Origin of the sequence: Candidatus Borkfalkia ceftriaxoniphila, from assembly GCF_004134775.1 — a bacterium.
Lineage (GTDB): Bacteria > Bacillota > Clostridia > Christensenellales > Borkfalkiaceae > Borkfalkia > Borkfalkia ceftriaxoniphila.
Map to the genome: position 1 here is coordinate 118214 of NZ_SDOZ01000003.1, position 17058 is coordinate 135271.

Below are 17058 nucleotides of genomic sequence, written 5' to 3' on the forward strand. Positions count from 1 at the left end.
CTGTTTTACAATGTTCTTCCGCGGAGCGTCAGACTGTCTTCGCCCTCGATCTCCGCAAGCGCCACGTCCAGAAATTCCGAACGCGCGGTGGGGATATTTTTACCGACAAAATCCGCGCATACGGGCATTTCCCGCCCGCCGCGGTCGGCAAGCACCAAAAGGCGGATACTCGCGGGCCGCCCCAAGACAAAGAGCGCCTCGATCGCCGCGCGCACGCTGCGCCCCGTATGGAGCACGTCGTCGCAGAGGATCACGCTCTTATTATCGATGGAAAACCCCAGATCGTTGACGCTCGCGTCGGGCACGAAAAAGCCGCTTACCAGATCGTCGCGGTACATGCCGATATCGATGCCCGCCGTATCGGGACTGACGCCGTACGAACTTTCCAGCAGTCCGCAAATGCGCCGCGCGATGATCTCGCCGCGCCGCTTGATCCCGACAAGACAGAGGTTGTCCGCTCCCTTGTTTTTCTCCACGATCTCGTGGGAAAGGCGCGTGAGCGTACGGCGGATCGCCGCCGCGTCCATCAACAGCCGTTCTTCTTTCATATACAAAAATCCTTTTTTCGATAAAAAAATGCCTGCGTACAGAATACGCAGGCTCATTTCAAACAGAGGAACCAATCATCCCATGGAATCACAAGTTCAAAACCAACTTTGCGGCATCCCGTACCGTATCTTTAAAGTTCAGTCTTATCGCTTATCAGTATATCATAAACGCGGCGCAAAGTAAAGCGCCTGCCTCAATAAATTTGCGTGAGTTTAAAATCCAGAAGATCGCAGGAAGTCAAAAAGTACCGAATACCGCCCCTTTCGCATACGAACGGATAATTGCCCGCGCTCGCGTGCAGATGCCCGTACACGACCTTTTCCACACCGTTTTCCTCGAACGCTTGGGTAAAGAGCGTTTCCTCCCGCTTGGCGTTGAAGGGCGGATAATGGATCATGCACAGCAGCCTGTCCCCTTCCTCCCGCACGTTTTTTACGCTGTTGAAAACGAGTTTGAACCGTTCGCCCTCGCGCTGATAGATCTTTTTATCCGCTTCGGTAAAATCCATACTGCCCGGGCACGTCCAACCGCGGGAGCCGCAGACGACGAGATCTTCGAACTTCACGCAGTCGTTCTGCAAAAAGAAAAAACTGTCGTCCGGAGCGGCGCGACGCAGCGCGGTGATGCCCGACCACCAGTAATCGTGGTTGCCTTTGATAAAAACTTTTTTACCCGGCAGCCCGACGAGCGTTCGAAGGTCGGAAAGTCCGTCTTCCATAGACATCGCCCAACTCAGATCGCCCGCGATCAGCACGACGTCGTTTTCCCCGACTTTGCTCTTCCAATCCTCTTTGATTTTATCGATATGCCCCGTCCAGTTGCCGCCGAACACGTCCATCGGTTTATTCTGCCGCCCGGGAAGATGCAGATCGCTGACCGCGAATACTTTCATCGATTACCTACTTTGTTTTTTCCAGTCTATTTTACCATATTATTCAATTTTTTAAAAGCGTTTGACGGCGGTTTTCCCCGTTCGGCTCCGCCGTTTTTGTATTCAGCAGATTATCCAGATCGCACAGCGCGAAACTTTCTTCGCAGCATTCGCAGATTTTTTTGTCTTTTTGTACCGCCGCGCCGCAGATGCGGCAGACGTGTTTTTCCGAATTTCGTTCGAACATTTTCAGGTTCCCCCTTTGAAAAATAAAAAAAAGCCGATATCGTAATACCGGCTTTTTTCGTTTGCTTACTTGTTGCAGCAGCCGCAGTTATTGGAAACGGTTCCCTGCGGATAGAGCGGCAACTCGAAGAACCCTGCGCACACTTCCTGTGTATATTCCTGAGCGGGAGGAATGACGCAGTAGCCGTACGAAGGCAAAAGCAAGTCTACATTGATGATCACTTTTAAGATGACCGTAATACAGCAATCGATGATAAACGTTCCGTCCGCGGAATTGAACGTACCCTCGGGCGCGACGGCGCTGACGACGCTCTGCACCTCGAAAGGCATGATAGAAGGCTGCGGCACGAACAGGATCACGTCCTGCGGCACAGCGATGGCTGCCTGCGCCTTTCCTTCCACACCCGCGGCGTCGGTGTAAATGACTTCCATGGGAATATTCACGACCGCCTGCACTCTCGCGCAGTTTGCCTTATCGGGAAGCCTGTCGACCTGCAGGTTAGTGACCGTTCCTTGCGAGGAGGAACTGCGCGCGCTGATAAACGTTAAAGGATATGTAGGATTCGCGGGCGTGAAATCGCTGAGAGTCAAGACCAACCCCTCGTTCTGCCCCTGTTTGATACAAGCGTCGAACACTCTTTGCGCCTGCACGCAAACTTTTTCCGCAAGACCGTTCATCGGATTGCCGTTAATCGGGCCGGGACATTTATCCGTCTGAAAATTTGAGAAAAATGACATTTTCTGACCTCCGAATTGTTAAAACTTAAAAAACTCTTTTGTTTAAAAACAGTCTTTATATTCCACTATATGAATTCTTATTTTGAATTGTTACTCTCCGCGGGCAACAAAACGCGCATGCGCGGCCAGAGATATTCTATGCCGTTGAGCGCGTCGAATTGTTCCCGCGATACGGAAAATCTGCGGCATATCCCCTCGATGGTGTCGCCGACTTCGGCCCTGTATTCGCGCGCGGAAATTACGGGGAGAAAGAGCGCTTCGCCCTCTTTTACTTCTCCCTGCAATTTGTTACGGAATATTACGATATGTTCGGGCAAGCCGAAATATTCCGAGATCTGCCCGATCGTCTGTCCCCTTCGCACCAGATACAATCCCGTGCGGGGAAGGGGGGATTTTTGCAGTGTGACCATATTCACCCCTTTTTATTCTGTCACCTAAAATATGCGCCGAGCGCCGCGATTATGACGGCGGCTTCGACAAATTTCTTTATCATAAACCAATTTTCATTCGTATATAATGAAATAAGACAAATTTTGGAGTAACATTTTGAGTAAAGCCAACATATACCAAACAGCCGTCTATGTTACCGTTTTTTCCGTCGTGGAAAAATTTTTGGGGTTTCTGTACCGCATCATCCTCTCCCGTACCCTCGGTTCGGAGGGAATGGGACTCTACCAACTGGCCCTTTCCATCTTCGCGGTACTGATCACAGCCGCCTCTTCGGGCATCCCCATTACGGTATCCCGGCTGATCACGAAACACCGCGCGGAAAAAAACAAGAATGCAGAGCAATCCACCATTACGGCGGCCATCGTGAGCACGCTGGTTTTTTCCGTTCCCGTATTCATTATATTATTCTTCGGGCATAAATGGTTCGACTTTTTGTTTTCCGACGCGCGCTGTATGTCGATCTTTCTCATTTTATTGCCCAGCCTGACCTTTAACTCGATATATTCGGTCATCCGCGGCGTGTTCTGGGGAAATAAACAGTTCATGCCCTACTGCGTGATCGATCTGATCGAAGAGATCGTGATGATCGTAGCGGGCGTATTGCTCGTGACGAATATGACCAGCGTTCTGGACGGCGCCCAGCGCGCGGCGTTCGCCATCATCATCTCTTATCTTTTTTCCTTTTCCATTTCCTTCGTCTACTTTTTCGTCAAGGGCGGCAGGCTGAAAAACCCGCGTTCGCAGTTCAGACCGCTTTTGCACTCCGCGCTGCCGATCACGGGAATGCGCACTTCGAACTCTCTCATCAATTCGGTCATCTCCCTCCTGCTGCCCGCAAGGCTGATCGCCGCAGGCTTCACCTCCCAGCAGGCGATGAGCGAACTGGGCGTGGCGATGGGCATGAGCATGCCCATTCTCTCCATTCCCGCGACGCTGATCGGCTCGCTTTCCCTCGTCATCGTGCCAGAACTTGCCGAAAATTTTTATAATTCACGGCACGCGAAACTGCGCGACAACATCGAAAAAGCGCTGAAAGTCACCGTGCTGATCGCGGCGATCCTCATCCCCTTTCTATTCGTCACGGGCGAAGATATGGGCGTCTTTCTCTTTTCCGACGCCAAGAGCGGCGAGATCATCCGAAACGCCTCGTTCGTCCTGCTGCCCATGAGTTTCACAATGATCACGACGAGCATATTGAACTCTCTCGGCTATGAAAAATATACCTGCATCTACTTTTTCGTCAGCGCGGCGGCGTCGCTTTTATGCACTTATTTTCTGCCCTCCGTCATCGGCGTGTACGCGCTGTTCGTCGGAATGGCGGCGAGCGGCATCATTTCCAGCGCGCTCAATCTCATACTCATCATAAAAAAGTGTAAAGAAAAAGTGCGTTTTCTCAAACACACTCTCCTTACTCTGGCCGGGATCCTGCCGATCATTTTATTGGGCGTACTGCTTCGCAATCTGCTCGTCAACTACCTGCCGCTCTACCTACTGATAGGCGTTTGCGCGGCCGTAACCGTGGGCGCGAGCATCCTTTTCTATCTTGCCATCGGCACACTCGACCCCAAATGGCTGAAAACCATCTTTAAGAAATCTTGAACCCGATTTTGGTGCGGTTCAAAACTTTTGCCAAAACGATACCCGCAGCGCAGTTAACCGCCATTACCGCGCTCTGCATGGGAAGACGGGAAAACATATAGGAAAAATAGGATACCGAACGCGAAGAATAATAGAAATAAATCGCAAAAGTATTGATGCCCGCCGTGCAAATCAAAAGGCAGAGAGCGAAACTTAAAATCGCTTTCAAGTAGAAAAAGCCTTTGATGTACGTCATGATACAGCCGGGAATCAATCCGAGCATGCCCGTAGCGAGCATGATCAAAGGATTTGGCGCTTGCCCCGCGATGAGACAGCCGATCAGATCGCCCACGAAACAGACGGAAAAGCCGCCCACGGGACCGAACATCGCGCCCGTGATAAAGGCGGCCGCGGCGGTAAACGAAATTTTGAACGAGGGGGAAACATCCAGAGAGAATGCGTTAACCAACACCATCACCGCGGAAAAAACCGCGAGGTAGGCGATCTTCTTACCCGAAGAAAGCCCGATAAAAGTTTTTGTGAACATGAAAAAAAACCTCCTGAAAATTTCAGAGAGGTCCGATCATAGATGCGTGCCCGAAGGCACTTCAAATACAACGGACGCGCCGCGGCACCGCAGGAATGATCCTTTCGTTTGCGAACAACGTCCCGTTTCGCAACACTTAACGCGCCTTGGCTACTCTGCGTATAGTATTGTAAACCTTTCGACAAAAAATTGCAACTGATTTGCGAATAAAAATAACGGTCGGACAAATACTGTTAATATGGCACTGACAGTTTTGAGAACGGCAATTATATTCGTTACGCTTTTGATCGTGATGCGATTGATGGGCAAGCGCCAGATCGGGGAAATGCAGCCCTTCGAGTTGGTCATCACCCTGCTCATCGCAGAACTTGCGTGCATACCCATGGCGGATACCTCCATTCCCCTTTTGTACGGGATCGTGGCGATCCTCGCCATCTTTTTATTGCACCAACTCATCTGCCTCATCGACCTGAATTTCAAACCGCTGAAATTTTTGGTGAGCGGCAAACCCGCCGTTGTGATGAACAAAAACGGCATTGACATTTACCAACTGAAACACAACAACCTCGACACTTCCGACCTGATCGAATCGCTGCGCGTGGCGGGAATTTTCGGACTGGATCAGGTAGACTACGCGCTGTACGAGGCGAACGGTCAGTTTTCGGCGATGCCGAAACCCGATTCGGAAACGCCCGACGAAACCGCGCTGCCGCTTTTGATCATCGACGACGGAAAATTCGAGGAAAAAAATCTGAAATTGTGCAACGCGGGAGAACAGTTTTTCCGCGACATTTTAAAAGAGCAGAACGTGAAGAGCCTGCGCCGCGTATTTGCCTTGACTGTAGACGGCAAGGGCAAAGTCTTTTTGCAACTGCGCGGCGAAAAATACCGCACCTTCCAGATCGAACTCCCGGAGGGCTGCACATGGTAAAGACGCTTTGGACGATTTCCGTCACCCTCGTGCTTTTGGTCGGTCTGGGAATTTTCGAACACTTTTTCGTGGAAAAACAGTTCGACGAATTGAAGACGGCGCTGTACGTGCTCTACGACAAGATCGAGGACGAAACAGCACAGACAACTGACGCCGAATCGGTCAAGACCTTGTGGAACAAGGAAAAAGAAAATTTGCACGTCATCGTTCCCCACACCAATATCGCAAATATCGACTATTGGCTGAGCGAAGCCATCGGCTTGATCGAAACAAAAAAATTCGATCTCGCTCTATCCAAAGTCGTCGTTCTGATCGATATGTGCGAACAGATACCCGACACCTACGGCGTAAGTTTTGAGAATATATTCTGATTTATGTCAGACATAGTACTATGAAAACGGGCGAAATCATGATAATTTCGCCCGTTTTTCGATATTATTTCCAACCAGTGAAAGAAACGGCTTTTTTCTTTCTCATAACATTTTTTTCAAAAACCTGCCCGTATAACTGTCGGGACATTCGGCGACCTGTTCGGGCGTTCCCTCGGTCACGATCTCGCCGCCGCCGTCGCCCCCCTCCTTGCCGAGATCGACGATATAGTCCGCAACTTTGATGACGTCCAGATTATGTTCGATGACGATGACCGTATTGCCGCTGCTGCGCAGTTTTTGCAGAATTTTGATGAGTTTATCCACGTCGTAACTGTGAAGTCCCGTGGTCGGCTCGTCTAAGATATAACAGGTCTTGCCCGTGGAGCGGCGGGAAAGTTCGGTCGCGAGTTTGACGCGCTGCGCCTCGCCGCCCGAGAGCGTAGTGGCGCTCTGCCCGAGTTTGATGTAGCCCAGCCCCACGTCGTTAATGGTCTTGACTTTATTGTAGATGGAGGGAACGTTTTTGAAAAATTCCACGGATTCCTCTACCGTCATATCCAGAACTTCGAAAATATTTTTGCCCTTGTAGCGCACTTCCAGCGTTTCGCGGTTGTAGCGCTTGCCGCCGCATACTTCGCACGGTACGAAGATATCGGGCAAAAAGTGCATTTCGATCTTGATGATACCGTCGCCGAAGCAGTGTTCGCAGCGCCCGCCCGCCACGTTGAACGAGAAACGTCCCGCCTTATAGCCGCGCTCTTTCGCATCCTGCGTGGCAGCGAACAATTCCCGTATCATCGTAAATACGCCCGTATAGGTCGCGGGGTTGCTGCGCGGCGTTCTGCCGATGGGCGACTGGTCGATGGCGATGACTTTATCGAAGTATTCCATTCCCGTGCAACCGTCGCACTTGCCCAATATCTGGTGCGCGCCGTTGAGCGCGTTCGCCATATAGGGATAGATGATCTCGTTGACGAGCGAACTTTTGCCCGAACCCGAAACGCCCGTGACCGCGGTGATCAGACCGACGGGAATCTTCACGTCGATATTTTTCAGATTGTTCTGGCGGCAGCCCTTCACTTCGAAATAGCGGCCGTCGGGCTGCATTCGGACGGGCGGCACTTCGATCTTCCGCTTGCCGCTCAGGAATTCGCCCGTAATGGAACGGGGATTGTTCATGATGTCCTCAACGCGCCCTTCCGCGACCACCTCGCCGCCGTGCACGCCCGCTTTGGGACCTATATCCACGATATAATCGGCGGCGCGCATGGTATCCTCGTCGTGCTCCACCACGATGAGCGTATTGCCCAGATCGCGCAGATGCACGAGCGTATTCAAAAGTTTTTCGTTGTCCCGCTGATGCAGTCCGATGCTCGGCTCGTCGAGAATATATAAGACTCCCGTCAGCCCGCTGCCGATCTGGGTAGCAAGGCGGATACGCTGGGATTCGCCGCCCGAAAGCGTGCCCGCGCTGCGCGCCAGATTGAGATACGAAAGCCCGACGTTGCGCAAAAAGTTCAAACGCGCCTTGATCTCCTTTAAGATCAGATCCGCGATGAGGTGCTCGGTCTTGCTGAGCGTCAGCGCGTCGAAAAAGCCGTACAGATCGTCAATGGACATATCGCACAGTTGCGCGATATTTTTGCCGCCCACATAGACGCTGAGCGCCTCTTTCTTCAGTCTTTTGCCGCCGCATTCGGGGCAGGGAAGTTGGGTGATATAGCGTTCGATCTCCGCTTTCACGCCTTCGCTTTCGGTATTCTTGTAGCGCCGCGTGAGCGTGTTGACGAAACCTTCCCACTTCATTTTATAGGTGCCGTGGAAGTTATAGGCATCGTATTTCATATCGATCTGTTCGTTACCGTTGCCGTACATGAGAATGTCATACTGTTTTTTGGGCAGATCTTTGACGGGAACGTCCATATCGATGCCGTAATGGCGCGCCACGGCCTCGGCGTACATTTCGTTCGTCTTCTTGCTCTCGACGTACCAGCCGCCGATCTGAATGGCGCCCTCGCGCAGCGTCTTGTTTTTGTCGGGACAGATGAGCGCCTCGTCCACCACCTGCTTAAAGCCCAGGCCCGCGCATTCGGGACAGGCTCCGTACGGCGTATTGAAGGAAAAGAGGCGCGGCTCGATCTCCTCGATGCTGATACCGCAGTCGGGGCAGGAATACTTGATGGAATATAAATTTTCCGCGCCCTCGCAGTCGATGACGACAAGCCCGTCCGCCAACTTTAAAGCGTTTTCCAGGCTGTCGGACAGGCGCTTTTGGATGCCGTCCTTGACGACGAGGCGGTCTACGACCACGCTGATGTTGTGCTTGATATTTTTATCGAGTTTTATGTCTTCCTGCAAGTCGTAGACGATCCCGTCCACTTTCACACGGGCGTAGCCGCTCTTGCGGAACGCTTCCAGATTTTTGGTGTATTCGCCCTTACGTCCCCGCACCACGGGCGCGTTGACGAGGATCTTGCTCCCCTCGGGCATCGCCATGACCTGATCGGCGATCTCGTCGACCGTCTGGCGGCGTATTTCACGGCCGCATTTCGGACAGTGCGGGACGCCGATGCGCGCGAACAGCAAGCGCATATAGTCGTAAATCTCCGTGACCGTGCCCACCGTGGAGCGCGGGTTGTGCGAGGTGGTCTTCTGGTCGATGGAAATGGCGGGAGAGAGCCCGTCGATGGACTCCACGTCGGGTTTTTCCATCTGTCCGAGAAATTGGCGCGCGTAGGATGAGAGGCTTTCGACGTAGCGTCTTTGCCCTTCGGCAAAGATGGTGTCGAACGCGAGCGTGCTCTTCCCCGAGCCCGACAGCCCCGTAAAGACAACGAGTTTGTTGCGAGGAATGTGCACGTCGATATTTTTGAGGTTGTTTTCTTTGGCGCCTTTTACGAATATTTCTTCTTTCATAACTGTCCTATCTTCTCAGTTTTCGTTTGAGTAAATTGATTGTATCCCGTATTTCGATCGCCTTTTCGAAATCCAGCTGATTGGATGCGACTTTCATCAGCGCTTTCAGCTTTTCGATCTCGGCGGGGATCTGATCCGCGGAAATATGTTCGTCGATCTGTTTTTGCTTTTGCGTGATGGCGAGCGAACTCTTGATCTCTTTTTGGATGGTCCGCGGCGTGATATTGTGTTCGCGGTTGTAGGCGCTCTGCACCTCGCGGCGCCGGTTTGTTTCGTCGATCGCGCGGCGCATACTGCCCGTTATGTTATCGGCATACATGATAACTTTGCCGTCGGCGTTTCTCGCTGCGCGCCCGATCGTCTGAATGAGCGAAGTTTCGCTGCGCAGGAAACCTTCCTTGTCCGCATCGAGAATGGCGACCAGTCTGACCTCGGGAAGGTCGAGCCCTTCCCTTAAAAGGTTGATGCCGCAGAGCACATCGAACTCGCCGCCGCGCAGCCCGTTCACGATATCGATGCGTTCGAGCGTGTCGATATCGCTGTGCATATAGCGGACCTTGACGCCATGCTCTTTCAGATAATCGGTGAGGCTCTCCGACATGCGCTTGGTGAGCGTGGTGATGAGCACTCTTCCTTTTTCGCTCGTCACGCGCTTGATCTCGCCCAACAGATCGTCTATCTGTCCCTGTACGGGGCGTATCTCGATCTCGGGATCTAAAAGCCCCGTGGGACGGATGATCTGTTCCACGACCTGACCCGCCTCTTTGAGTTCGTATTCGGCGGGCGTTGCGGAAACGCATATGAGTTGCGGCACGCGCGCGTCGAACTCCTCGAATTTGAGAGGGCGGTTGTCGAACGCCGAACGCATACGGAAACCGTAATTGACGAGGTTGGTCTTGCGCGAATAATCGCCGTGGTACATGGCGCGTATCTGCGGTATGGTCATATGACTCTCGTCGATGAACACGAGAAAGTTTTCGGGGAAATAGTCGAGCAAGGTAAACGAGGGCTGCCCCGGCTTTCTGCCGTCGAAATAGCGGCTGTAATTTTCCACGCCGCTGCAATACCCCACTTCCTTCATCATCTCGATATCGTAGCGCGTGCGCTGGTCGAGGCGCTGCGCCTCCAAAAGTTTTCCCGATTCCTGAAAGGCTCTCACCTCTTCCTGCAGATCGCTCTCGATCTCGGTGATGGCAGACATCAGTTTTTGGCTGCCCACCGCGTAGTGGCTGGCGGGAAAGATGACCGCGTGTTTCAGAACGGACGTGATCTTTCCCGACACGACTTCCTCTTCGCAGATACGGTCGATCTCGTCGCCGAAAAATTCCACGCGGATGGCGATCTCCGAATTGCTCGCGGGGAAAATTTCCACCGTGTCGCCGTTCACGCGGAAGGACGAACGCGAAAAATCGACGTCCTTTCGGGTATATTGCAGTTCGATCAGCCGACGCATCAGTTCGTCGCGAGAGATCTCGTCGCCGGGGCGCAGGGATACGGCAAGGCGGAAATATTCTTCGGGCGCGCCCAAACCGTAAATGCAGGACACGCTGGCGACCACCAAAACGTCGCTGCGTTCGCCCAGAGAGCAGGTCGTGGAGTTTCTGAGTTTATCGATCTCGTCGTTGACGGACATATCTTTTTCGATATAGGTATCCGTCGTGGGAATATAACTTTCGGGCTGATAGTAATCGTAATAGGAAACGAAATACTCCACCCTGTTCTTGGGAAAAAATTCTCGGAATTCGTTACACAGTTGAGCGGCGAGCGTCTTGTTGTGCGCGATGACCAGCGTGGGGCGGTTGACGTTTTTGACGATATTCGCCATCGTGAACGTCTTTCCGCTGCCCGTGACGCCCACGAGCACCTGCGTGCGGATGCCGTCCAGCACGCCTTCCGTCAGTTTTTCGATCGCCTGCGGTTGATCGCCCGTCGGCTGAAAGGGCGAAACCAGTTCGAAATCTGCCATGTAACCTCCTTCTTATATTTTAATTTTACGAACAAATGTTCGAATATTATTATACAATAAAGCACCGCGTCCTGTCAAACGATTTCGCTAAAAATGCAATGCCGTAAGCATTGCATTTTAAGAAAATATACCGACCAGTATGCGCCCTACCACAAAGGTGATGATCGCGCCCGCAACGGACAGAGCCACTTTGAAAGCGATGGAACGCTTCATCTGAATGCTTGTCCGTTTATACGCCACACCGTTGGCGTGCAGCGTGATGACGTACATGCGCTCCCCCTTGCGATCGGATTCGATGATATCGAAATAATCGTCGAGTTCCAAAGAGCGCAGGATGCGGTCTACCCGTTCCACGGTGTATTTCCGCTTTTCGGGGAGCATGCTCATGATTTCAAGCGGGCTGACGAGGCAACTGCCCTTCCCCTCACATAGGCGATAGACGGAATTCATGATTTCGTTTTCCTGTTTCGTAAGCATATCCGCAAAAACTCCTTAAACCAAAAAAGCGATAATGAGGGCGACGAGCGCGCCCCCTATGAGAGCGCCGAACAGCCCGCCCGCGCACGCGGCGGCAAAAAAGGAACGCTTGATACGCGACGCATCGGTATCCGAAACGCGCGCCGTTTCGACGTACTGCCGCCCTTTGGGCATGGAACACACGCAATAAGTGCCGTTATCCGCATATTTCAGATCGACGTATCCGCGTTCGCTCAGATATTTGACGGCGTTGGACACGCCGTTCTCGTCCGCGGTCATGCGGGCGGGCAGCGCGGAAAGAAAGTCCTCGGCGTCCATCACTTTATACGAACCGTCCGAAGCGGCATTGATTTTATCGAGCACAAATTTCGTGAGTTTGTCCAGCATAAACCCTTCCTCTTAACAGTATGCTCAAAATCGCGGCATTTCAAACGAAACCTTTGACTTTTGCTGTCATCATTATACCATTATCTTGTGAAATTTGCAAATAGTCCTGCAATTTTTGCGTCAATTTACTTTATTATTCCGCAAAATTGTGCTAAAATAAAACGGATCAGATTTTTTTGGAGCGCAGACTTTCCTATGAATATATTGAAGCGTTATTGCAACGCTCTGGACTTTGACAGTTACGAAGATTTTTATAAGAATTTTCAGATCACGTCGCCCGAAAACTTTCATTTCGCGTACGACGTGGTGGACGAATACGCGCGGCTGGAACCGCACAAGCGTGCGATGGTATGGTGCGACGATCTCGGAAACGAAGAATTTTTCGATTTCGAGAGGATCAAGCGGCTTTCCGACAAGAGCGCGAATTATTTTTTGTCGCTCGGCATCGGCAAGGGCGACGCGGTGCTCGTCATTTTACAGCGTCGGCACGAATATTGGACGGCGCTGATGGGACTTGCCAAGATCGGCGCGGTCGCCATTCCCGCGACGCATATGCTGATGGAAAAAGATCTCGTCTACCGCATGCAATGCGCGGACGTGAAAATGGTACTCTCCGTCAACGAGGACGAACTTTGCGGACATATTCTCGCCGCGGCGGCAAAAGTCCCTTCCGTCAAATACCTTGCGACCGTAGGAAGGCGCGACTGCTTTATCGACTTCAACGCCGAGGTGGAAAAACAGAGTGAAACGCTCGACTGCGAATATTTTTATACCCGTAGCCGCGACGACCGCACCCTCTTATACTTTACCTCGGGCACGACGGGAATGCCGAAAATGGTGTCCCTCAGCCAAAAATATATTTTAGGGCATATCGTCACGGGCAAATACTGGCTCAACTGCATGGACGATGGACTGCACTTTACCCTTGCCGAAACGGGCTGGGCAAAGGCGAGTTGGGGGAAACTGTTCAGCCAATGGCTGTGCGGTTCCGCGATTTTCGTCTACGATTTTCACGGACGGTTCGAGCCCGACGATCTGATGCGCTATATCGCGAAATACAAGGTAACGACCTTCTGCGCGCCGCCGACCGTGTACCGCTTTATGGTCAAATCCGATCTCACAAAATACGACTTATCCAGCATCAGATTTATGATGACCGCGGGCGAGGCGCTCAATCCCGAAATTTTCAAACAGATCTACGAAAAGACGGGACATAAAATATACGAGGGTTTCGGTCAGACGGAATCCACCATCGTCTGCGCCACGTTCAGTCAATACGTGGGCATCAAGGCGGGATCGATGGGCAAACCTTCTCCCCTGTACGACGTACAACTTTTGGACGACGACGAGCAGCCCGTCAAAGCGGGCGAAACGGGCGAGATCTGTATACGGATCAAAGAAGACCAATACGGACTGTTCGACGGCTATTATAAGGATAAGCCGCTCACGGATTCGGTTTTGTACAACGGCTATTACCATTTCGGCGACCTCGCGTACATGGACGAGGACGGTTATTATTGGTTCGTCGGCAGAAAGGACGACATCATCAAGAGTTCGGGTTACCGCATCGGACCGTTCGAAGTGGAAAGCGCGCTGATGGAACATCCCGCCGTGCTCGAATGCGCGATCACGGGCGTGCCCGATCCCGAAGGCGTGCGCGGCCAACTCGTCAAGGCGACCGTGGTGCTCGCAAACGACTACACCGCCACGGACGAACTGAAAAAACAACTGCAAAATTACGTAAAGAAAGCGACCGCGCCCTATAAATACCCGCGCGTCATCGAATTCGTGGACGAACTTCCGAAGACGATCAGCGGCAAGATCCGCCGCGTGGAAATACGCGAAAACGATATTCAATAAAAAGATCCCGAACCGTTCGGTTCGGGATCTTTTTCTATTCGATTATTGTTCGTCCGCAAGCGTTTCCTGCGGGGTTTCTTCCGCGGGTTCCGCGGGAAGTTCGGTTTTCTCTTTCACATACGCGTTGGCGAGCGCGCCGCTCAGAATAAAGAACAGCAGCGCCGCGCCCGAGAATATGACGCTTCCCAGAACGACGGGATCCATCACCAGATCCAGAACGCCTGCCATACCGAGCGAACCGAGCACGATATAGGAAACGAGCCCGAATCCCGTTGTTACAGCCGCAAGAGGCACGAGCGTAGCGGCGCTCTTTTGCACGTCGGAGAAGGTGAACGCCGCGCGGAAGAACACGACGGCCGACAGCGCGAGCATGGTGAGATAGAGAATCGCGGACGGCAGGAAATTCGTGAGCGTAAACGCCATCACCTCGTCGGAACTTCCGTAATCGCCGCTCAAGCCGAACACTGCGCCGATCTTATCCAGCGTCGCGTTGAAAGAGGCGAAATTGCCCAAAAGCAGAACGACGGCGACGAACGAGAATACGAACGCAAAGCCTTTCAAAGAGAATGCCACGACGTCGTTGAGCCCGATACGGTGGCTGAAAAGCGAATTTCCCACGGCGTACAGAGCGCCGCAGACGAGGGCAAAGATAAAGCAGAACATTCCGACAGGATTTAAGAAACACGCCGTCAACTGCCCTATCGCCAACAGGAACAGACAGCCCGAAAGATACAGCACGAAGAACTTTCCGAAGCGCGCGCTCTTTTTACGGCACAGCGAGATCGTCGTCAGTATGATAAAGACGAGCGAAACGATCTGTAAAAACAGATAACCGACGGGGTAACCGACCATCACCGCCATGCGGATATCGAGATCCTGCGCGTTTTTCAGCGCGTCCAGATTGCCGACCCCCTCGGTGCCCGTCGTAGACGAATACGCGATCTCCGCCTCCAGTTTTTCGAGTTTAATGAGGTTGACATTCTCCATGCCCGCCATCACTTCGTCTACGATCTTATACATGAGATCGATCATCTGTTTGGCAGCGGTTTTGTCGCCCTGCTGCACTAATGCCGTAAGTTCTGTGAGGCGTTTTTGATATTTGAGAATAATGTTCTTTGCTTTCGATTCCACTTGCTCGACGAGTTTCTGCATTTGTTCGGTATTCTCTTCCAGATCATAACCGACCGCGAACGCAGAAAACACGTTGAACACGTTCTGATCGAATCCTTTCTGGGAAAACATCGACGCGACGTCTTCCATATCTGCCGAACCGTTGATCAGATATGAATAAAAATCGTTATGCAAAGTTTCCTGCGGCACATATTTCACGGTCGTGAAAAATCCGCTGATAAACACGATGACGGATACGAGAAGCACCAGAGATTTCAGTATGTACGTGCGTCCGATCTCACATACCCTGCCCCAGCGAGTGCCGACGGGAAGATCGCTGACTTCGTCCTCCGCAAGACTCGCTCCGCAGCCGCCGCAAAATTGCGCGTCCGAAACGTTCTTTTTGCCACATTTTTTGCAAAATTTGTTCATTTTTCTCTCCTATTCACTATATTTGATCCGCGCAACAGCGCGCCGAATCCCGTTCAATAATCGATGCGGATCGTTTCCAGAATATCGTCGTATCCGATCGTTCTTCCGCCGCCCAGAATGACCGCCATCTGCGGTTCGTCGGAAAGGTTGATATCCATTTGCAGGGCGCGAGAAAGATAATCATCCATGCCGATAATTTTCGCGCCGCCGCCCGAAAGATAGATGCCGCTGTGCCAGATCGCCGCCGAAACCTCGGCGGGAAGTTTGGATAAGATCAGCCCCGCATACTCCACGACTTTATCGGCAAATACTTTCACAGGTTCATAGATATCCGCGGAGGAGACCGCGACCGATCTCGGCCGCCCCGTGGTAATATCCCGCCCGTTGATGACCATGCTCTCCTTATCGTTGGTATACAGGCTGGCGACCGTCATTTTGAGTTTTTCGCTCGTCAGGAGCCCGATTTTCAGATTGAAAGAATCCGCGACGTGGTCGATGATCTGACTGTCGATATTGCCGCCGCCGAGATTGAGACTGATGCCCGCGATCACGCCGTCCAGAGAAAACGCCGCGATATTCGTGCTCCCCCCTCCGATATCGATGATAAAGGAAGGATTCGTTTCGCTCAGCGAAAGGTTCTGCCCGAACGCCGCCAAAAACGGCACCTCGACGAAATTGACCGCGCCGATACGGCACGCGTCCGCAAGGCGGGAATATTTGTCTAAAAGTTCGTCCTGCGCGCCGCAGGGCACGCCGAACAGCACTTCGCAGCGCTTTGCCTGCGAGGGCGAAATACCCACTTTCTTCAAAAAATACGAGAGCATGATCGCAGCCATCCCCTCGTTGACGATATCCGCCTCGAACACGGGAAAGACAATGGTGGTAAATTCCGCGGTCTTGCCGATAAGGCGTTTCGCATCTTCACCGATGGCTTTCACGGTATTCGAACCTGCGGCGACCGCCACGCAGGAAGGCTCCGCGAGCACCACGCCGCTCCCGATTTTAAATATTTTCGTTACAGACGACCCGAGGTCTATCGCAAGTTTGATCATTGGAGTATCCCCATAGAAACGAGTTTTTCGCGCACTTCTTCTTTCGGCAAGCCAACGATGTTGGAAAAACTGCCGGTATAGGAACAGACCGGCGCGGGATGGTCCTGTATCCCGTAACTGCCCGCCTTATCCATAGGCGAGCCGGTAGAAACGTAAGCACGGATAAATTCTTCGTCGAGCGCGCGAAAGCGCACGACGGAGCGGCTGAAAAAACATTCTTCGCGCTCTCCCGCCAAAATACACACGCCCGTATAAACTTCGTGCTCGTTTGCGCTCAGCGCGCGGAGCGTTGCCGCAGCCTCCCCTTCGTCTTTGGGTTTTCCGAGCGCGCGGCCGCGAAACCAGACGATCGTATCCGCGCCGAGCACGGCGCAATCGGGAAACTTTGCAAATACTTCTTTCGCCTTGGCCCTCGCCAGCGCGCAGACGATTTCGGAAGGCGGCAAGGATAAATCCGCCCGTTCTTCCCCCGCGGCGGGAACCACCTCGAAATCGGGCACGATCTCCGCTAAGATCTCTTTGCGGCGCGGGGAACCGCTTGCCAAAATCAGACGCATATACTATCCTGTATAAATCG

Annotated in this window: 17 protein-coding genes and 1 riboswitch; of the genes, 4 read left to right on the top strand and 13 right to left on the bottom strand. The window is 52.5% G+C overall.

Annotated features, from left to right (window positions below):
• Positions 1–5 precede the first annotated feature (5 nt).
• From pyrR to ESZ91_RS09215, 5 genes are all read right to left on the bottom strand, one after another.
• Positions 6–548 (bottom strand): bifunctional pyr operon transcriptional regulator/uracil phosphoribosyltransferase PyrR, encoded by a 543-nt coding sequence (gene pyrR, locus ESZ91_RS09195; RefSeq protein WP_129226518.1) that lies wholly within the window; start codon positions 546–548, stop codon positions 6–8.
• A gap of 194 nt (positions 549–742) precedes the next feature.
• Complete coding sequence (locus ESZ91_RS09200; protein ID WP_129226520.1) at positions 743–1441, bottom strand: metallophosphoesterase; 699 nt, start codon at positions 1439–1441, stop codon at positions 743–745.
• Between the two features lie 43 nt (positions 1442–1484).
• Positions 1485–1667 carry a hypothetical protein gene (locus ESZ91_RS09205; protein ID WP_129226522.1) on the bottom strand — a complete coding sequence of 61 codons (183 nt, stop codon included), beginning with the start codon at positions 1665–1667 and terminating at the stop codon, positions 1485–1487.
• A gap of 65 nt (positions 1668–1732) precedes the next feature.
• On the bottom strand, positions 1733–2404 hold the full coding sequence (locus ESZ91_RS09210) for a hypothetical protein (protein WP_129226524.1): 672 nt from the start codon (positions 2402–2404) through the stop codon (positions 1733–1735).
• A gap of 77 nt (positions 2405–2481) precedes the next feature.
• Complete coding sequence (locus tag ESZ91_RS09215; RefSeq protein ID WP_129226526.1) at positions 2482–2814, bottom strand: LysM peptidoglycan-binding domain-containing protein; 333 nt, start codon at positions 2812–2814, stop codon at positions 2482–2484.
• Between the two features lie 136 nt (positions 2815–2950).
• On the opposite strand from ESZ91_RS09215, the gene ESZ91_RS09220 reads away from it, so the two are divergent.
• Positions 2951–4453 carry an oligosaccharide flippase family protein gene (locus ESZ91_RS09220; protein ID WP_161971122.1) on the top strand — a complete coding sequence of 501 codons (1503 nt, stop codon included), beginning with the start codon at positions 2951–2953 and terminating at the stop codon, positions 4451–4453.
• Here ESZ91_RS09220 and ESZ91_RS09225 read toward each other — a convergent pair.
• Positions 4440–4979 (bottom strand): folate family ECF transporter S component, encoded by a 540-nt coding sequence (locus tag ESZ91_RS09225; protein WP_129226530.1) that lies wholly within the window; start codon positions 4977–4979, stop codon positions 4440–4442. The two genes, ESZ91_RS09220 and ESZ91_RS09225, sit on opposite strands and share 14 nt — an antisense overlap.
• 66 nt (positions 4980–5045) lie before the next feature.
• Positions 5046–5139, bottom strand: a riboswitch (THF riboswitch).
• A gap of 78 nt (positions 5140–5217) precedes the next feature.
• On the opposite strand from ESZ91_RS09225, the gene ESZ91_RS09230 reads away from it, so the two are divergent.
• Positions 5218–5910 carry a DUF421 domain-containing protein gene (locus ESZ91_RS09230; RefSeq protein ID WP_129226532.1) on the top strand — a complete coding sequence of 231 codons (693 nt, stop codon included), beginning with the start codon at positions 5218–5220 and terminating at the stop codon, positions 5908–5910.
• On the top strand, positions 5904–6281 hold the full coding sequence (locus ESZ91_RS09235; protein ID WP_129226534.1) for a DUF4363 family protein: 378 nt from the start codon (positions 5904–5906) through the stop codon (positions 6279–6281). Before ESZ91_RS09230 ends, ESZ91_RS09235 begins: the two co-directional genes overlap by 7 nt.
• A 102-nt stretch (positions 6282–6383) precedes the next feature.
• Here ESZ91_RS09235 and uvrA read toward each other — a convergent pair whose 3' ends face one another.
• From uvrA to ESZ91_RS09255, 4 genes are all read right to left on the bottom strand, one after another.
• Positions 6384–9197 (bottom strand): excinuclease ABC subunit UvrA, encoded by a 2814-nt coding sequence (gene uvrA / locus ESZ91_RS09240; RefSeq protein WP_129226536.1) that lies wholly within the window; start codon positions 9195–9197, stop codon positions 6384–6386.
• Positions 9198–9204: 7 nt separating this feature from the next.
• The gene (gene uvrB / locus ESZ91_RS09245) at positions 9205–11163 is read right to left on the bottom strand and encodes an excinuclease ABC subunit UvrB (protein WP_129226538.1); all 1959 of its coding nucleotides are present in this window, start codon (positions 11161–11163) and stop codon (positions 9205–9207) included.
• A 117-nt stretch (positions 11164–11280) separates the two neighbouring features.
• Positions 11281–11640, bottom strand: coding sequence for a hypothetical protein (locus ESZ91_RS09250; protein ID WP_129226540.1), 360 nt, complete (start codon positions 11638–11640; stop codon positions 11281–11283).
• Positions 11641–11655: 15 nt separating this feature from the next.
• Positions 11656–12027, bottom strand: a complete 372-nt coding sequence (locus tag ESZ91_RS09255; RefSeq protein ID WP_129226542.1) for a hypothetical protein — start codon at positions 12025–12027, stop codon at positions 11656–11658.
• A 201-nt stretch (positions 12028–12228) separates the two neighbouring features.
• On the opposite strand from ESZ91_RS09255, the gene ESZ91_RS09260 reads away from it, so the two are divergent.
• Positions 12229–13887, top strand: coding sequence for an AMP-binding protein (locus tag ESZ91_RS09260; protein ID WP_129226803.1), 1659 nt, complete (start codon positions 12229–12231; stop codon positions 13885–13887).
• Positions 13888–13929: 42 nt separating this feature from the next.
• Here the strand turns inward: ESZ91_RS09260 and ESZ91_RS09265 are convergent, their stop codons facing one another.
• The 3 genes from ESZ91_RS09265 to ESZ91_RS09275 are packed head-to-tail and all read right to left on the bottom strand — an operon-like array spanning position 13930 to position 17038.
• The gene (locus ESZ91_RS09265) at positions 13930–15429 is read right to left on the bottom strand and encodes a zinc-ribbon domain-containing protein (RefSeq protein ID WP_129226544.1); all 1500 of its coding nucleotides are present in this window, start codon (positions 15427–15429) and stop codon (positions 13930–13932) included.
• A gap of 53 nt (positions 15430–15482) precedes the next feature.
• Positions 15483–16481: a rod shape-determining protein gene (locus tag ESZ91_RS09270; protein ID WP_129226546.1), complete on the bottom strand. Its 999-nt coding sequence runs from the start codon at positions 16479–16481 to the stop codon at positions 15483–15485.
• Complete coding sequence (locus ESZ91_RS09275; RefSeq protein WP_129226548.1) at positions 16478–17038, bottom strand: Maf family protein; 561 nt, start codon at positions 17036–17038, stop codon at positions 16478–16480. The genes ESZ91_RS09270 and ESZ91_RS09275 overlap by 4 nt, the downstream gene beginning before the upstream one ends.
• Between the last annotated feature and the right edge of the window lie 20 nt (positions 17039–17058).

What these genes read in the sequence shown, in the direction of transcription:
- ESZ91_RS09230 (WP_129226532.1), top strand. Translation starts at nt 5,218, where the DNA reads ATGGCACTGACAGTTTTGAGAACGGCAATTATATTCGTTACGCTTTTG.
- ESZ91_RS09235 (WP_129226534.1), top strand. Translation starts at nt 5,904, where the DNA reads ATGGTAAAGACGCTTTGGACGATTTCCGTCACCCTCGTGCTTTTGGTC.
- ESZ91_RS09200 (WP_129226520.1), bottom strand. Translation starts at nt 1,441, where the DNA reads ATGAAAGTATTCGCGGTCAGCGATCTGCATCTTCCCGGGCGGCAGAAT.
- ESZ91_RS09255 (WP_129226542.1), bottom strand. Translation starts at nt 12,027, where the DNA reads ATGCTGGACAAACTCACGAAATTTGTGCTCGATAAAATCAATGCCGCT.
- ESZ91_RS09265 (WP_129226544.1), bottom strand. Translation starts at nt 15,429, where the DNA reads ATGAACAAATTTTGCAAAAAATGTGGCAAAAAGAACGTTTCGGACGCG.
- ESZ91_RS09275 (WP_129226548.1), bottom strand. Translation starts at nt 17,038, where the DNA reads ATGCGTCTGATTTTGGCAAGCGGTTCCCCGCGCCGCAAAGAGATCTTA.
- pyrR (WP_129226518.1), bottom strand. Translation starts at nt 548, where the DNA reads ATGAAAGAAGAACGGCTGTTGATGGACGCGGCGGCGATCCGCCGTACG.
- uvrB (WP_129226538.1), bottom strand. Translation starts at nt 11,163, where the DNA reads ATGGCAGATTTCGAACTGGTTTCGCCCTTTCAGCCGACGGGCGATCAA.
- uvrA (WP_129226536.1), bottom strand. Translation starts at nt 9,197, where the DNA reads ATGAAAGAAGAAATATTCGTAAAAGGCGCCAAAGAAAACAACCTCAAA.
- ESZ91_RS09205 (WP_129226522.1), bottom strand. Translation starts at nt 1,667, where the DNA reads ATGTTCGAACGAAATTCGGAAAAACACGTCTGCCGCATCTGCGGCGCG.
- ESZ91_RS09250 (WP_129226540.1), bottom strand. Translation starts at nt 11,640, where the DNA reads ATGCTTACGAAACAGGAAAACGAAATCATGAATTCCGTCTATCGCCTA.
- ESZ91_RS09270 (WP_129226546.1), bottom strand. Translation starts at nt 16,481, where the DNA reads ATGATCAAACTTGCGATAGACCTCGGGTCGTCTGTAACGAAAATATTT.
- ESZ91_RS09215 (WP_129226526.1), bottom strand. Translation starts at nt 2,814, where the DNA reads ATGGTCACACTGCAAAAATCCCCCCTTCCCCGCACGGGATTGTATCTG.
- ESZ91_RS09210 (WP_129226524.1), bottom strand. Translation starts at nt 2,404, where the DNA reads ATGTCATTTTTCTCAAATTTTCAGACGGATAAATGTCCCGGCCCGATT.
- ESZ91_RS09225 (WP_129226530.1), bottom strand. Translation starts at nt 4,979, where the DNA reads ATGTTCACAAAAACTTTTATCGGGCTTTCTTCGGGTAAGAAGATCGCC.